The 15,683-nt window shown below is 64.5% G+C and carries 13 protein-coding genes; 12 read left to right on the forward strand and 1 reads right to left on the reverse strand.

What is annotated here, in order from left to right; genetic code table 11:
• Positions 1-67 precede the first annotated feature (67 nt).
• Positions 68-784, forward strand: coding sequence for an SDR family NAD(P)-dependent oxidoreductase (locus AB0C34_RS19040; protein WP_357074251.1), 717 nt, complete (start codon positions 68-70; stop codon positions 782-784).
• Positions 785-899: 115 nt separating this feature from the next.
• Here the strand turns inward: AB0C34_RS19040 and AB0C34_RS19045 are convergent, their stop codons facing one another.
• Complete coding sequence (locus AB0C34_RS19045) at positions 900-1,331, reverse strand: SRPBCC family protein (protein WP_357074254.1); 432 nt, start codon at positions 1,329-1,331, stop codon at positions 900-902.
• Between the two features lie 686 nt (positions 1,332-2,017).
• Between AB0C34_RS19045 and AB0C34_RS19050 the strand changes: the two genes are divergently transcribed.
• From AB0C34_RS19050 to AB0C34_RS19100, 11 genes are all read left to right on the forward strand, one after another.
• The gene (locus tag AB0C34_RS19050) at positions 2,018-3,412 is read left to right on the forward strand and encodes a sensor histidine kinase (RefSeq protein ID WP_357074257.1); all 1,395 of its coding nucleotides are present in this window, start codon (positions 2,018-2,020) and stop codon (positions 3,410-3,412) included.
• Complete coding sequence (locus AB0C34_RS19055) at positions 3,412-3,837, forward strand: roadblock/LC7 domain-containing protein (RefSeq protein WP_357074260.1); 426 nt, start codon at positions 3,412-3,414, stop codon at positions 3,835-3,837. Before AB0C34_RS19050 ends, AB0C34_RS19055 begins: the two co-directional genes overlap by 1 nt.
• Complete coding sequence (locus AB0C34_RS19060; protein ID WP_357074263.1) at positions 3,834-4,178, forward strand: DUF742 domain-containing protein; 345 nt, start codon at positions 3,834-3,836, stop codon at positions 4,176-4,178. Before AB0C34_RS19055 ends, AB0C34_RS19060 begins: the two co-directional genes overlap by 4 nt.
• Positions 4,153-4,758 (forward strand): ATP/GTP-binding protein, encoded by a 606-nt coding sequence (locus tag AB0C34_RS19065; RefSeq protein WP_357074266.1) that lies wholly within the window; start codon positions 4,153-4,155, stop codon positions 4,756-4,758. Before AB0C34_RS19060 ends, AB0C34_RS19065 begins: the two co-directional genes overlap by 26 nt.
• Positions 4,759-4,781: 23 nt before the next feature.
• Complete coding sequence (locus AB0C34_RS19070; protein WP_357074269.1) at positions 4,782-6,029, forward strand: cytochrome P450; 1,248 nt, start codon at positions 4,782-4,784, stop codon at positions 6,027-6,029.
• A 9-nt stretch (positions 6,030-6,038) separates the two neighbouring features.
• Positions 6,039-7,271 (forward strand): cytochrome P450, encoded by a 1,233-nt coding sequence (locus AB0C34_RS19075; protein ID WP_357074271.1) that lies wholly within the window; start codon positions 6,039-6,041, stop codon positions 7,269-7,271.
• 175 nt (positions 7,272-7,446) lie between these two features.
• Positions 7,447-8,697, forward strand: a complete 1,251-nt coding sequence (locus AB0C34_RS19080) for a cytochrome P450 (protein ID WP_357074274.1) — start codon at positions 7,447-7,449, stop codon at positions 8,695-8,697.
• A gap of 1,340 nt (positions 8,698-10,037) precedes the next feature.
• Positions 10,038-11,867, forward strand: a complete 1,830-nt coding sequence (locus AB0C34_RS19085) for an acyl-CoA dehydrogenase family protein (RefSeq protein WP_357074277.1) — start codon at positions 10,038-10,040, stop codon at positions 11,865-11,867.
• Between the two features lie 388 nt (positions 11,868-12,255).
• Entirely contained in the window at positions 12,256-13,554 is a 1,299-nt protein-coding gene (locus AB0C34_RS19090) for a cytochrome P450 (protein ID WP_357074280.1), read from the forward strand.
• Positions 13,555-13,811: 257 nt separating this feature from the next.
• Positions 13,812-14,051, forward strand: coding sequence for a DUF6374 family protein (locus AB0C34_RS19095; protein ID WP_357074283.1), 240 nt, complete (start codon positions 13,812-13,814; stop codon positions 14,049-14,051).
• 230 nt (positions 14,052-14,281) lie between these two features.
• Positions 14,282-15,598 (forward strand): MFS transporter, encoded by a 1,317-nt coding sequence (locus AB0C34_RS19100; RefSeq protein ID WP_357074286.1) that lies wholly within the window; start codon positions 14,282-14,284, stop codon positions 15,596-15,598.
• Positions 15,599-15,683: the final 85 nt, after the last annotated feature.

The following is a 15,683-nucleotide window of genomic DNA, read 5'->3' on the forward strand; positions in this document are numbered from 1 at the left end:
CTGAGGGGAGCCTCGGATTCGTGGTACGGTCGAAAATTGAGGACCCCCTCGAATTCTAGGAGATGGTATGTCGAACAGCGGAACGGCCCTGATTATCGGCGTCGGCCCCGGTCTCGGAATGTCGATGGCCCGACGCTTCGGCCGTGAAGGTCTTCGCGTCGCGGTCGTCTCACGCAGTGCCGTCAGGCACGGCGAATACCTAGCGGATCTCGTGACGCACGGCATCGAGGCCACCGCTCATGTCGCCGATGTCACGGACCCGACATCGCTGAGTTCGGTGCTCGACGAGATCCAGCGCGACAGTGAAGTCGCGGTGGCCTACTACGGCCCCGGTCTCACTCGACTGCCGGTCCCGATCACCGAAATCGACATAGCCACAGCGCAATCCGCGTTCGACGGGGTCTGGCCGGCGGTCGAGGTGGTGCGGGCCGTGCTGCCCGGCATGCTGGATCGTGGCGATGGTGCACTGCTTTTTGCCGGCGGCTTGTCCAGCATCCGTCCGATGCCGATGGTCGGGCACCTCGCCCTCGCGGCTGCCGCGCTCCGCAATTATGCCCTCACCCTCAACGCGGCACTGGTCGAGCGCCACGTCTACGCCGGCACCCTCACTATCGGCGGCCTGGTCGAACGCGGCGACATCCACGCCATGGTGACCGCCGACCCGGCCCGCTTCGGCAGCCCAGCGGGTCATACCCTCGACCCCGACCGCTTGGCGGACGCGGCTTGGGACATGTATCGCACCCGCGACCGCGCCGAAGAAGTCTTCGATGCCTTCAGCAGCTGACCGCCGAGCCTGCTGGCGACGGATGCCCCGGTGCGCAGCGGCGATACATGGTGTGTCGTAGGTCTGCTCCACGAGCCGATTCCCGACTCGCCGCAAGGTATCTCGGCGCAGGAGTTCAGGCGTAGAGCGCGACGAAACGGTCGAGGGAGCGCTCGATGTCACCTTTGACCGCGCGGGCGACGCCGGATCCGATCGGGCCGAACAGCGGCTTGCCGCCGAGCTCGATGTCGACGGTGACTTCCGAACCCGACCCTTTCGGGGCGACGAGTAGTTGAAGGCCGAGTTTGGTCCCGCCTTTGCCCGCGCCGGTCAGTCGCAGCCGGCGGGGCGGTTCGGCCGCCTGAACGGTCCAGGTCACTCGGTTGCGTAGGCCCTTCACCGAGGCGATGCCGACCAGTTGAGTGCCGACGGTCAGTTCGGCGGGAACGGTCCCACGCCAGGCTTCGTGCATGGTCAGCCATTTGTCGAGTTCGGCGAGGTTGGAGGTGTGCGACCAGGCGTCCTCGGGGGAAATCGGGACGTCGACGGAGACCGTCAGCTTTGCCATGGGCGCATGGTATCCGGTACCGACGGTTCGCCGAAGTCAGGCGGGTGACGAGATCACGTGTAGCTCGGTGGAGCGGCGGCGTTCGTGTCTGTTGTCCATGGGGCGCGACAGCGCCGATACGCCGGCGGTGTCGTTGCGCCGGACTGGCCGAGCAGTCGAATCCCGGTACTGTCGACACAGCGATTGATACATCAGTGAATACCCATTCTCGTCGGCATATTCCCAGCGTAAGGACATTGTCGTGTGTCGGTGGCGGCGACATCAATTGTCGACGGGCCGCTGCGTCGCGCCGTGACGTGATGTGCACGATCTCGGAGGGCACAGTAGCCCAACATTATTACGCACCAATCGTCTGTGCGGCAGTGCCTTTCGTCCCAGCTTCGGGAAACTGAAAAGTGTCGGTACATCTCGAGAGACTTCGATGGAATGCTGCTAATGTGCGGTGGTCGGGTTCTGGTGATCGTGCGGACATACGCCGTGCGGTCGGCGATTCATCATGGAATCGCCTGTCCTGCGGGCACAGTGAGGTAGTAGACACCGGTGAGTCTCGGTGTCGTCGCGGGGCTCCGGATCTCCGACGCGGACCCAACCGACCGGTCCGTCAATGGTCGGCAGGCGAGGGAAGGCAAGCGAAGCAGGATGGCTGAGGGCCGATTCCCCGAGACCAGTCAACGACGAAAGAACTGATGAATCAAGATATCGCCGTGGTGCTTTCATGGATCCTCGCCGCCGCTCTGGTGATTGCCGTAGCGGGGGCGTTGTATGCAGTGCAATATGCCAAGGCTCAGCAGGCCAAGGTCCAGGCTCTGACCAGAGAACAGCGCGCGACAGAAGACACGCTGGAACGGTTCGCCGCCACCACGCTTCCCGCGGTGGCCGAATCGATCCGTCGGTTCGAGTCGCAGGTTCCTCCGGTCGAGGTGCAGGCGGGCATGGAGAATTCGCGGCTGGCGCAGTGCCTGCGGTGGATCTCCGAGCGGTACGCCGACGATCTGAGCCTGATGCGCTCGGAGACCAGGGAGCAGACCAACAACGAAGTGCAGCAGGCGGTCAAAGCCGCCGAGGAGGTTGCGCGTACCGAGGTGTCCGCTGCGTCGCGTCAGGCGACCAGCGCCGCGGTCCGCTCGTTCGGCACCTCTGTCGTCAGCCTCGGCGCCGACGTCGGCCAGGTGGTGAGCGCCGCGCTGCGCCAACACCGGGACGACGAGGTCTACGCGACGCTCACCCGAATCGACCACACCATTCAGCAGATGATCCGCCAGGCACAGTCGTTCGTCATTGTGTGTGGTGGTCTTCCTGGTCGGCGCTGGCCGCAGCAGTCGCTCACCGACGTGGTCGGCGGCGCTACCGGTCGTGTCCGCGATTACCTGCGCGTGCGCTCGGGCCAACTGGACCGGGTGGTTATCAGCCGGGCCGTGGAACCGCTCGTACACACGCTGGCCACACTGCTCGACAACGCGCTACGTTATTCCCCGCCGATGTCTTTCGTGGATGTCAGCTTCCAGGAGGGCCACCACGGCGTCACGGTCATCATCGATGACGCGGGCGTGCGGATGAATGCCGAGCAGATGGAAGAGGCCCGGCAGGTGCTCGCGAATGAGCGCCCGGTCGACATTCACCAGCTCGGGCCCGCACCCAAGGTCGGTTTCCCCGGTATCGCCGCGCTGGCGCGCCGTTACGGCTTCACCGTGTACATCGACGGCCCCAACGTCTACGGCGGCATGCGCGCGATGGTGTACGTCCCCGAACCCTTGCTGGTTGCCCCACAGAATATCGAACAGTCCGCCGAAATCACCGAACTCGCGCAGCCCGAGCCGGAATCGGTGCCTGTGCCGGTACCGGTACTAGCCGGAGTGAACGAGCGGCCGAGGGAGGATGAGGGATCCACCGTGCACGAGATAACCAGCGGCGGCTTACCCAAGCGCCGGCGCCGAGCGGTGACGTCGGTGCCCGAACCGACGTCGGGAGGCCCGCGCACCGAAACCGGACTCGCCCGCCCTGATATCGCGGCCGCATGGCAGAGCGGCTCCCAGAGCGGCCGCGCCGCCGCACCCGATCACACCGAAGGGATGACATCCTGATGAGCACACCGGTGACCGACAGCAGCAATAAACTCGGTTGGCTACTGGAGGATCTCAGCATTCCCGGCGTCCGGTTCTCCGTTCTGCTGTCAGAGGACGGTCTGCGGATCGCCCACTCGAACGGCGTTTCCAAGGACGACGCAGAGCGGTTCGCCGCAGCGGCCTCGGGGCTGCGGTCGCTCGGCAAGGCACTCGGTGAGTTCTGTGGCGGCTCCGACAACGGTGTGCGGCAGAACATGACCGAGTACGACCAGGGGATGATCCTCATCACCGCGGCGGGCGAGGGTGCCCTACTCGGTGTCTCGACCACGACCGACATCGATGTCGGTCTCGTCGCGCACCGGATGAACGAGCTTGCCTCGCGGGTCGGGCGCGAGCTCGGCAGCCAGCCCCGCAGGAGGCCCGACGGTAGCGAAACGCCATGACGAGATCCCGGCGTGATCCCGATCTGGTGCGCGCCTATGTGCGCACCAGTGGACGTTCGCGTCCCACTCGTGAACTGGACCTGGTCACCTTGGCCGTCGCCGCCAAGGATCCGGCGCCCGGTGCGAGCCCCGACGCGCGCCGGGTCCTGACGCTGTGCCGCAGTGCCCTGTCGATCGCCGAGATCGCCGCCTATCTCGACCTACCGCCGTCCGTCGTGAAGATCATCGTGGCCGACCTCCTCGACAGCGACCATATGGTCATCCCAACCCCGGAGGAAACCCTGCCGGAGATCGCCCTGCTGGAGGAGGTACTCAATGGGCTCCGTGCTCTCGCGGTCTGACGACGCTATCGACTACGTACCCGACACGGTGATCCGGTCGGTGAAGCTGCTTGTTGCAGGCAACTTCGGTGTCGGAAAGACCACTTTCGTCAACAGCGTTTCGGAGATCAGGCCGCTGCGCACCGAGGAGACCATCACCGAGGCCAGCGTCGGCATCGATGATATGGCGGGTCTGCCCGGCAAATCGCAGACGACCGTCGCCATGGACTTCGGCCGCATCACCCTGAGCCCGCAATTGGCGCTCTACCTGTTCGGCACGCCGGGGCAGAAGCGCTTCGTGCCGCTGTGGGAGGAGTTGGCCCGCGGCGCGCTCGGCGCCTTGGTGCTGGTCGATACCCGTCGTATCGAGAAGTCCGACGAGGTCCTTTCGGTGTTGGAACAACGCGGCGTGCCGTATTCCGTTGCGGTCAACCAGTTCGAGGGCGCCAAGCGTTATTCACTGGACGAAGTCCGCGACGCGCTCGACCTGGAACCGGGCACGCCGCTGACGTCGCTCGACGCCCGTGACCGAGGGACGTGTCTGCGCTCGTTGATCACTCTCGTCGAATTCCTGTTCCAACGTCTGGAGTCCCGTCTTTGACCGCGTCATATTCGGAGAACTTCGTGTCCGACGTCGCCACGCCCGGAACGTGTCCCGTCGCGCACGGCTCACCGATCGACAACGCTGGCCCCCGAGTTCTGTTGAGCACCCCGGAGTTCGCCGCCGACCCGCATCGGGCCTACCGTGAAATGCGCAGCGAGCACGGATCGCTGGTTCCGATGGAGTTGGTACCGGGTGTTCCCGCAACGTTGGTGATCGGCTACAACACCGCCCTGCGGATCCTCAACGATCCCGAGCACTTCCCGGCGGATCCACGGATATGGCAGCAGGACGTTCCCGACGACTCACCCATCAAGCCGATGATGATGTGGTATCCGAATGCGCTGCGCAACAGTGGCTTAGCGCATACGCGGTACCGACAGGCATATGCGGCGAGCATCGACGCCATCGATTTGCACGGGCTCCATGCCACGGTTGAAAAGATCGCCATACCGCTGATCAACAGCTTCAGCGCGGATGGTTCGGCGGATTTGGTGAGCCAATACGCGCTGCCTCTCGCTTTCGAGATCATCAACCAGTTGGTCGGCTGCTCGGCGGAAATCGGACAGCGGGTGGCGACCGGCATGGCCGCGCTCTTCGACACGGTCAACGCCGCGTGGGGAATGCAGACTCTGAGCGAGGCGCTGATGGAGTTGATCCAGCTCCGTCGCGCCCAGCCCGGTGACGATGTCACGTCACGGCTGGCGCATCACCCGGCCAACCTGGACGACACGGAGATGGTCTCCCAGCTGATCAGCTTCTATGGTGCGGGTATCGAACCGCAGCAGAATCTCATCACCAATACTCTGCTGCTGATGCTCACCGACAAGCGGTTCGGTGGCGATGTCCTCGGTGGGAGCCTGTCGACGCGCGACGCGCTGGACGAGGTGCTATTCGATGACCCGCCGTTGGCGAACTACTGCATGTCCTATCCGCGACAGCCGATTCTGATCGAGAACACCTGGCTGCCCGCTCATCAACCTGTCGTCATCAGCATGGCCGGTTGTAACAACGATCCGGCGATCCGCGGCGGGGACTACACCGGCAATCGCTCGCATCTGGCGTGGGGTGCCGGGCCGCACGCCTGCCCGGCCAAGTCGATCGCGTACCTGGTTGTACAGGACGCCATCGACCAGTTGCTCGACGCACTCCCCGAGATACAGCTGGCCGTGCCGACCGAGGAGCTGGTGTGGCGATCGGGCCCGTTCAGCCGTGCCATGGCCGCGTTGCCGGTCGTATTCCCCGAGTGTCCGCCGTTGAGTATGCCGTAAGGAGAGTCGATGCAGCATGAACCGATAGCTCTGGACACCACCGGTACCGACATCCAGGGTGAGTCGGCGCGGATACGTGCACGAGGGCCGGTCAGCCTGGTGGAATTGCCCGGCGGTGTCCCCGCGTGGTCGGTGACCGACGCCACCGTGCTCAAAAGCCTGCTGGCCGGCCCACAAGTGTCGAAGGACCCGCGGCAGCATTGGACGGCATTCATAAACGGCGAGATCACCGAGGACTGGCCACTGCACTCCTGGGTGGCGGTGGACAATATGTTCACCGCGTACGGAGCCGGGCACCGCCGCCTGCGTAAATTGGTGGCGCCGGCTTTCACCCATCGCCGTACCGCGGCGCTGCGTTCGCGCATCGAGGCGATCACCGAGATCTTGTTGGACGATCTGTCGGTGACGCCGAGGGGCGAGTCGGTCGACTTCCGTGCGCGATTCGCCTATCTGGTCCCGATCCAGGTCCTCAGTGAGCTGATGGGCGTGCCGGAACACTTGGGTTCGCCAATCCGCACCTGTGTCGACGGGTTTTTCGACGGCTCGTTCACGCCCGAACAAGCGCGGGCGAACTACCTCGAGATGTACCGGCTGATCAGTGAACTCGTCGCCTATCGGCGCGAAACTCCCGGTGACGACCTCACCAGTGTGTTGATCGCCACCCGGGACGAGGACGACGGCTCGCGGCTGACCGAGAAGGAACTTGTCGACACCCTGATGCTGGTCATCAATGCCGGGCACGAGACCACGGTCAACCTCCTCGATCAGGCGATCTTCGCGCTGCTGACCCGTCCGCAACTGCGTGCCGAGATCGTCGAGGGCCGAGTGCCCTGGACTGATCTGGTCGAGGAAACGCTGCGTTTCGAATCACCGGTCGCCCACCTGCCGATGCGCTATGCCGTCGACGATATCGAGATCGACGGGATCCGGATCCGCAAGGGCGAGGCGATCCTGGCCTGCTACGTGGGCGCCAACCGCGACCCGAAGGTGCACGGCGCGACCGCCGACGAATTCGATGTCACGCGTCCGACCAGGGATCAGCACGTGGCCTTCGGCCATGGTGTCCACCACTGCCTGGGCGCCCCGCTGGCGCGGCTGGAGGCCGCCATCGTTCTCCCGGCGGTCTTCCGGCGATTTCCGAACCTGCGGTTGGCCGTGGCTGCGTCGAAGGTGGAGCCTGTGGTCAGTTTCGTGTCGAATGGGCACCGGACGTTACCGGTCTACCTAGCCGGCGAGGAGTAGCCGCGGTTCCATTCGTTCAACGCACCGAGAAGTAGCGGCTCGGCGCCGCACCTCGCCCTGATCAAGACCCCGCCCCGGCGGGCCGCACCGCCCTGACAACGCATTCCGACGCAAGGGGACACATGCCCGAGACCACTCGGAACGCCCGTCGTATTCCTGTTCTATACCTGGAGTCATGTCATTGACCACACCACAGCACAGCACCCAGGCTCGCGCCTGCCCAGTTCCGCACGTATCACCGGTGGAGACCGGTGTTACCCGAGTTGCGCTGTACACCGAGGAATTCGCCGCAGATCCGCATCGCGCCTATCGTGAGATGCGCCGCCAGTACGGTTCGCTGGTTCCGGTGGACCTGGCGCCGGACGTACCCGCCACGCTGGTGATCGGCTACCACACCGCCGTGCAGATTCTCAACGATCCGGAACATTTTCCGTCTGACCCGCGCAGCTGGCAGAAGAGCGTGCCCAGTGACTGCCCGATCCTGCCGATGCTGGAATGGCGCCCGAATGCGTTGCGCAGTGCGGGACTCGAGCACACGCGCTACCGGCAGGCCAACACGGTCGCCATCGACGAAATCGATCTGTTCTCGCTGCACAGTGCCGTCGAGCAGGTGGCAGTCCCGCTGATCAACTCGTTCTGTGAGCGTGGCACGGCCGACCTGATCAGCCAGTACGCTTTCCCACTCACCTTTGCTGTGCTCAACTCCATGCTCGGCTGCCCGCCGGACATCGGGCAGCAGGTCGCCAAGGCGTTGGCCGCGATGTTCGAGGGGGTGGACGCCGACAAGATCAACACAACGTTGACCAACGCGTTGTTCGACCTGCTCACCCGTAAGCGGGCCGAACCTGGCGACGACATCACCTCGCGGCTGCTGGCCCATCAGAACCAACTCGACGACGCGGAATTGATCAATCAGCTGGTCACTCTGTATGGCGCGGGGATCGAGCCATTGCAGAACCTGATCGTGAACACGCTGCTGCTGATGCTCACCGATGATCGGTTCGCCGGAGTAGGCCCTTCGACTCGGGATGCGCTCAATGAGTTGCTGTTCACCGACCCGCCGTTGGCGAACTTCAGCGTCACCTATCCGAGGCAGCCGATCCTGATCGATGATGTCTGGCTGCCCGCGCACCAACCCGTAGTCATCAGCATGGCGGGTTGCAACAATGACCCCGCGATCCACGACGGGGAATACACCGACAACAACTCGCATCTGGCGTGGGGCGCCGGGCCGCATGCCTGCCCCGCAAAGTCCGTGGCGTACTTGGTCGCGCAGAACGCCATCGATCAGTTGCTCGATGCTCTCCCCGATATTCGGCTCGCCTGTCCGGCGGATCAATTGTCGTGGCGGCCAGGGCCTTTCCATCGGGCTCTGGTGTCCATGCCGGTAGTCTTTCCCGAATCGCCACCGCTGAAGGTGTTTTAAGGAGAACCCTTTGTGAGTGACCGAGCCCCAGTGCTGCTCTCGGGCGGCGGGTTCGGTCCAGTCCTCCCATCGATCTCGAAGCGAAGCCCTTGGTTGGGTAATCCGCCTGCGCCAGAACGGATTACCCAACCAAGGGCTTCGGTCATCTGTGGGTGCGGATGCCGGTTCGGCGTGGGCGGTGCAGTTTGTGTCGAAAGTCCGACTGATGCAGCGGTAGTCGTGAGCGGATGTCTCTTCATGGCCGACCGCGCGGATAGGTGGCGGCGTGTGCGCTGGTCGCGGCCCCGGACGCCCTGTTGGCCGATACGGTCCTCGCCACCCGGCGCTGGGTTAAAGGTCAGCTAGCGGGTTCGGTGCCTGAAATCCGTTGTATACGTGTATGATTTGCTGATGGCAATGCTGTGAGAGTTCACTACGTGGGGCCGGTCCCATCAGAGCGGACACGGTCACCCATGGGACGGAGCTGTGATCTGTTACGTAACACAGGCTTCATTCCCTCTTCGCTACCCCTGAACGCCGCTTCGGCAATCTGATCATGTGTGCCAACCGATGGCCGCCACCGCGCGCCCGGTGATCATCGTCGTGCCCCCGCAAGGAAGGACTCCGAGTGTTTGTGCCGATTCTCGAATCCGACGAAAGTGATTGCGCTACAGGCATATTCGCATTCGTAGCGCAGCACAACGCGCAGCGCGTCGATGAGTCTGCAGGCCAGTGCTAGGCCGGCCTGGGTATGGACCTACCGCTCAGTGCGTTTTCGTCCGGTGAGCTGCCGGTAAGCCGCTTCGATGGTGAGCCCGGGCAGTGCGGCCACGGAGGACTTCCTGCACACGCACCGGTGCGAGTGTCTCGGTCGATGTCGGTTGCCGGTGGGGTGGCTGGAGGCACGAGGCATGGGCGCAATCCCGGTGTGACAGGCTCCCCCTCGTGTGATGCCGATCGTGGTGAGGTAACCGCCGATGACAGCTGGCAATTCGGTGCCGGCGCCGCGATTCATACCGGGCGGAGATTCGATGAACTCCACCAGCGGAAGCGCGTGGAACCAAGCGCGGCTCCGCTCTGCGGCTCAGGGGCGTCCGACCACGTTGCCGCCTCGGATCTGCTGGCGCAGAGCCACTATCGGTGTCCATTCATCACACACTTGCCTCGTGGGCAACCTTTGGTAGATCCCTGAGAAGCGACGATCCGCACCGGTTCTCGATCAGCAACGGGAGCCTCCGACACGGAAGGGTGACCAGCCCTTGCGCACCGCACCTTCCTGCGGAACTTTCGTCAGCTGCACCCCGCTACACCGGGGGACTCCGGGACGCCTACCCCAGACACCAACTGACTTAGGGGACATCATGACCATCACAGACCCGCCCGCCACGCTCGTGTCATCGCTGCCCGATGTGTCGCAGCACGTCGACACCACAACCACGGCCTTGCGGGCTGCCCTGTTCGGCGACGACGACCAGTTGCACACTCGGGTGCAGAAGGCGATGGTCGCGCTCGATGATCACTATGCCCGGGGTGACACGCACGACGCCGAAGTGCAGCGTAGCTATGAGATGCTGCGCAATCTCATCCGTGATCTGGGTGGGTCGTCGCGTCGCATCGCTGCCGACACGGCGCTGCTCGGTGCGGTGTTCGACTGGGCGGCGATCGCCGCGCCCCGGCTGCTGCCGATTATGTCGGGGCATTTCCGCCTCGTCGTCGGCGGAATCGACGAGTTGGGCAACGGTTCGCCCTATCAGCAGCAGTGCCTGGACGAACTGGACCGTGCGGAGGCGATCGGCGTGCTGATGCTCACCGAACTCGCGGGCACCAACGCCACCGATATGCAGACGCTGGCGATTCACCAGCCCGACGGAACTTTCCTGCTGCGCACCCCGAATGCGGGTGCGGTGAAGTTCATGCCCAACGTCGCCGCGGGCAATGTCCCCAAGACGGTGATCGTGACTGCCCGGCTCATGGTCGACGGCGTCGACGAAGGAGTGTTTCCGTTTCTCCTACGACTACGAACGGACGCGGGGCTTGCGGCCGGCGTCCATGTCGCGCCGCTGCCCGAAAAGGCATGGGCGCCGATGGACAACGCGATGATCATGTTCCAGGATGCGGTGGTGCCCGCAGAGGGACTGCTGGGCGGGGACTGGGCTCACTTCGCCGACGGCCAGTTGATCTGCAAGTTGTCACGCGGAGCGCGCTTCCACCGTGCCATCAGCCCCTTGCAGACCGGGCGGATTACGCTGGCCAGCGCGGCGGTGGCCGGCGCCAGGGCGGGGACCGCAATTACCTGGCACTACGCAAAACAGCGCCGCGCAGGCAGCGGACCGGCCTTGAGCGAACGCGACGCGTTCCTGCGTGACCTCACGTCGTCTGTCGCGCAGGTCTACGCGATGACCTTGCTTGCGAAGGATGTCCGCGAACGTTTCGCGGACGATGCCGACCTCACCCGATCCGTCCGGGCGATGTTGGCCAAGCCGATTCTGTCGAATACCGCGTTGGCGGTTCTGTCAATATGCCGTCAACGCTGCGCGGCCCAGGGAGCCTTGCGCGCCAACTACATCACGGACTGGGCTGGGAACGTGGAAGGAATCATCACCGCGGAGGGGGAGAACCAGGTTCTACAGGTGACGACCGGAAAGATGGCATGGCAGGTCGCCCAAGGGCGTGGGCCCAGCCATCTGGAGGTCACCGGGCTGAGCGTCGCGAATTCGCCCGGCAACACCCCGTGGTGGCAGCGACTGCTCACCGAACGAGAACGCGTGTTGGCATCAGCGGCCGAGGCCGGCGACACCGGTCCAGACGTCCTGGGGGCCGACTCCGCGGCAATCGAACTGTCCACAGCGATAGCCGAGCGACTGGCCGCTGACTGTGTTTTGGCTGCGGCGGAGCACAGTTGGGACAGGCGCGCTCGCGGGCTGCTCGGTGTCTTGGCGACGGCGTATGGATTGGAACGTCTGCAAGAACACGCCCTCTGGTACACCTCGCAGGGGCTGCTGAACTCGGAGGGAGCGGCTCGGCTCGGGATGGAACTCACCGCCTGCCGCCGCGAGCTCGCCGATCACCTGGACATACTGGTGGGCGCTTTCGATATCCCACCGCTGGCGGCGCCGATCGCCGCGGACGACTATCAGCAAGCGTGGCTTGATTTCGCCGACTGGGATCAGTTGCCCGTGCGGCGCGAGTAGGGCCGATTCGGAGGTGTGGGGCCAGGCGGCGTGATGGCGCTCGTTTCGAGTATCGTTCGGGTCGACATATTCGCCAAACCCGCGCCCTCCTAAGTAGATACGTCGAATCAGCGTTTTGTTCCGCAGGGCATAGCGCTGATTCGCCATGGAGGGTCGACGGGTCGATCGAGATATTCGCACAAGCTCGGCCCTGCGTCGGCGGTTCGCGTACGGTATGCGTTGGGTTCGGTTCGAGGCGCCGCGCGGTACCTGCTCGAGGTACGCGCGGCATCTTGGTCGAAACTGGTACGCCCATGCGCCCGTACGCCATTCGTGCGTGACCGAGGCATATGCGTGTGCGCGCTGACCACGCCCGCCCAATATTGGTTCCTCGTCTGGAGTTTCGTCTTTGACCAAGCCACAGTTACCGCCGCACAACTCGTCCCCGGTGCAAGCGTGCCCTGTCCAGCATGGATCGCCCATCGCTACCGACGGCCCCCGGGTCGCGCTGTATTCGGAGGAGTACGCGGCGGACCCGCAACGCGCCTACCGTGAGATGCGGCGCCGATATGGTTCGCTGGCACCGGTGGAATTGGCGCCCGGTGTACCGGCGACGCTGGTAATCGGCTATCACGCCGCGATTCGGATCCTGAACGACCCCGAGCACTTCCCGGCCGATTCGCGCACCTGGCAACAAGATATCCCCGGCGACTGCCCGGTTCGGCCGATGCTGGAGTGGCGCCCGGCCATGATCCGAAACGATGGTGCGGTACATGCCCGCTACCGGCAGGCCATTGTCGCGGGTATCGATGAGATCGACATGTTCGCGCTGCACGCCACCGTGGAGCAGATAGCGGTTCCACTGATCAACACCTTCTGCCAGGACGGTTCGGCCGATCTGATTCACCAGTACGCATTTCCGCTGTCCTTCGCGGTGGTCAATGCCATGCTCGGCTGCCCGCCCGAGATCGGACAGCGGGCGGCGATGGGCATGGCCGCGATGTTCGAGGGCGTGGACGCCGACAAGGGCCACGCGATGTTCACCGGAGCGATGTTCGACCTGGTGAAACTGAAACGTGCCGAGCCGAGTAGCGACATCGTCTCGGGGCTGTGCCAGCACCCGGCCGGCCTCGACGACGGCGAGATGGCTCATCAGGTGCTGTGCCTGTACGGCGCGGGTATCGAACCGCAGCAGAATCTGATCGTCAACACCCTGCGGCTGATGCTCACCGACGACCGATTCGGGAGCGGCATTCTCGGCGGAAGCCTGTCGACGCGTGACGCATTGGACGAGGTGCTGTACACCGACCCGCCGCTGTCGAACTACTGCGTCTCCTTCCCGAAACAGCCGATCCTGATCGATGGTGTCTGGCTACCCGCACACCAGCCGGTAATCATCAGCATGTCCGGCTGCAACAATGACCCCGCGATCAATTCGGGTACTTACATCGACAACCGAGCGCATCTCGCGTGGAGTCTCGGGCCACACGCCTGTCCAGCCAAGTCTGTGTCGTACCTGATCGCCCAAGATGCCATCGATCAGCTGCTCGATGCCCTGCCCGAGATGCGACTCGCTGTCGCGCCGCAGGAGTTGGCCTGGCGACCCGGTCCATTCCACCGAGCGCTCACCGCCCTACCGGTCGCCTTCCCGGAGTCACCTCCGCTCAACATCTTCTCGGGCAATCCCGGTGGACTGTCTACGCCGTAGTCCGATCCGATGGACACACGGAGGTAGGGCGCACTGTCCGGCGTCGGAGGTCGCATGTCCGATCTGTCCGACTCTTCGCGTAGGCGGCCTCGGCCGTCGATCCTCCGGAACCGAACTGACGCGTTCGTCTCCCGGCGAACAGCACGCGTCGGGTCTCGGTCGTCCGGAGTCGGCGGACGGCTTCCGTCGGCTACCGTTGCCGGATCGACCGCGCGGCATGTGTCGAATGTATGTTCGACTCGAGGTATCGTCTGCGCATGTCCGATCTCGCGCCCATTCCTTCCGCCAGGATGAACCTGGAGCAGGCGCGCGAGCGCCTGCTCGCCGCGGCGGCGTTCGGCGAGCAGCTCACCCCGGATCAGCTGGAAAGTCTTGCGCGCAAGGTTGCCGAGGGGCTGCGACTCTATATCGAAGCGACCCAGAATCCGGGTGTCACTCCATGCGGATGGTGCCGAGGATCAGTGTGTCGGGCCGGTCGACGTCGATCAGGAGGTTGACATCGTGGTGTCGGTGAAGCCGAGCCGTGCAGGTGGGCCGCGATCATCCGATTCTCGCCGGTGGTGCGTTGCCACCGGCGAGATGACCGGGTCGTCGACGACGCGGTTGACACGCGCGGGTCAGATTCTCACCGAGGCACTCTGTTCGGCCGGGTAACCGACATGGACGGACAGTACTTCGGGCAACGAGGAACTTGACGGCGGGGTGCTATCGGACCGAGAGTGCGCTGATGGTTTCTATCACCGCGCCGGGCGCGGCGACGTTGCGCAAGGTCACGATTCGCCTGGTGCCCTTTCTCGGGCTGCTCTATTTTGTCAATTACCTCGACCGGGTCAACATCGGGTTCGCCGGACCGAACGGAATGAAGACCGACCTCGGGCTAACCGAAACCGCGTTCGGTTTCGCCTCTGGAATCTTCTTCGTCGGGTATCTACTGCTCGAGGTGCCGAGCAATCTGGCGCTGCACCGGTTCGGTGCACGGCGCTGGATCGCCCGCATCATGGCCAGCTGGGGTGTGGTCGCGACCGCGATGGCCTTTGTTCCCGACGCGACCGTGTTGTATTTCCTGCGATTCACGTTGGGCGTGGTGGAGGCTGGATTTTTCCCCGGCATCCTGCTTTATCTGACCTACTGGTTCCCGCAGGCGCAGCGGGCGCGGATCGTCGCGCTGTTCATGACCGCCGTGCCCATCTCGACCGCCGTGGGCGCGACGTTCTCCAGCCTGGTCATCCAGTACGGCGACGGGGTCTTCGGGCTCAGCGGATGGCGGTTCATGTTCCTCGTCGAGGGGCTGCCCGCCATTGCGCTGGCGGTGGTGACCTGGTTCTACCTGACCGACCGTCCCGCGCAGGCGCGCTGGCTTGTTCCCGCCGAACGGGAATGGTTGTCTGAGGAACTCGCCGAGGAGCAGGCCGCGGTGGAGCGCGCCGAGCACTGGACGGTGCGTAAGGCGCTCACCCATCCGAGGGTGCTCGGATTAGCGCTCATCTACGGCGGCATCGTCTACGGCCTGTATGCGCTGGGCTTCTTCCTGCCGACGATCATCGACGGCTTCCAGCAGCAATACGGCACGAATTATTCGGTGGTGCAGCGCGGGCTCATCAACGCCGTGCCCTACCTGGTCGGCGCCGTGGTCATGGTGTGGTGGAGCCGCCACGCCGACCGGACCGGCGAGCGGATGTGGCATGTCGCTGCACCGGCGCTGGTCGGTGGACTCGCCATTCCGATCGCCCTCTCGCTCGGTGATCCGTTCGCCGCGATGGTCGCGGTGACGGTCTGCGCGGTCGGTGTGCTCGCGGCGCTTCCGACGTTCTGGGCGCTGCCGAGCACCTTCCTGTCCGGCGCGGCCGCGGCGGGCGGCATCGCGCTGATCAACTCGGTCGGCAACATCAGCGGTTTCGTGGCGCCGTATGTCACCGGGGGTCTGAAGGATGTGACCGGTAGCCAGCAGGCCGGGCTGTGGGTGGTCGGGCTGGCTATGACAGCATCCGCGGTCGGTGTGCTCACCCTGCGGCGTCGTACCGGCGCTGTCCGCGTGTGCCGATAGACAACCGATGTGTGGGCGGGTTCGGAGTTCGACGTCGCACCGGAAGATGACAGCGCCTCCTCGTCGGTAGACGAGGAGGCGCTGG

Origin of the sequence: Nocardia sp. NPDC049220 (assembly GCF_040647855.1) — a bacterium.
Lineage (GTDB): Bacteria > Actinomycetota > Actinomycetes > Mycobacteriales > Mycobacteriaceae > Nocardia.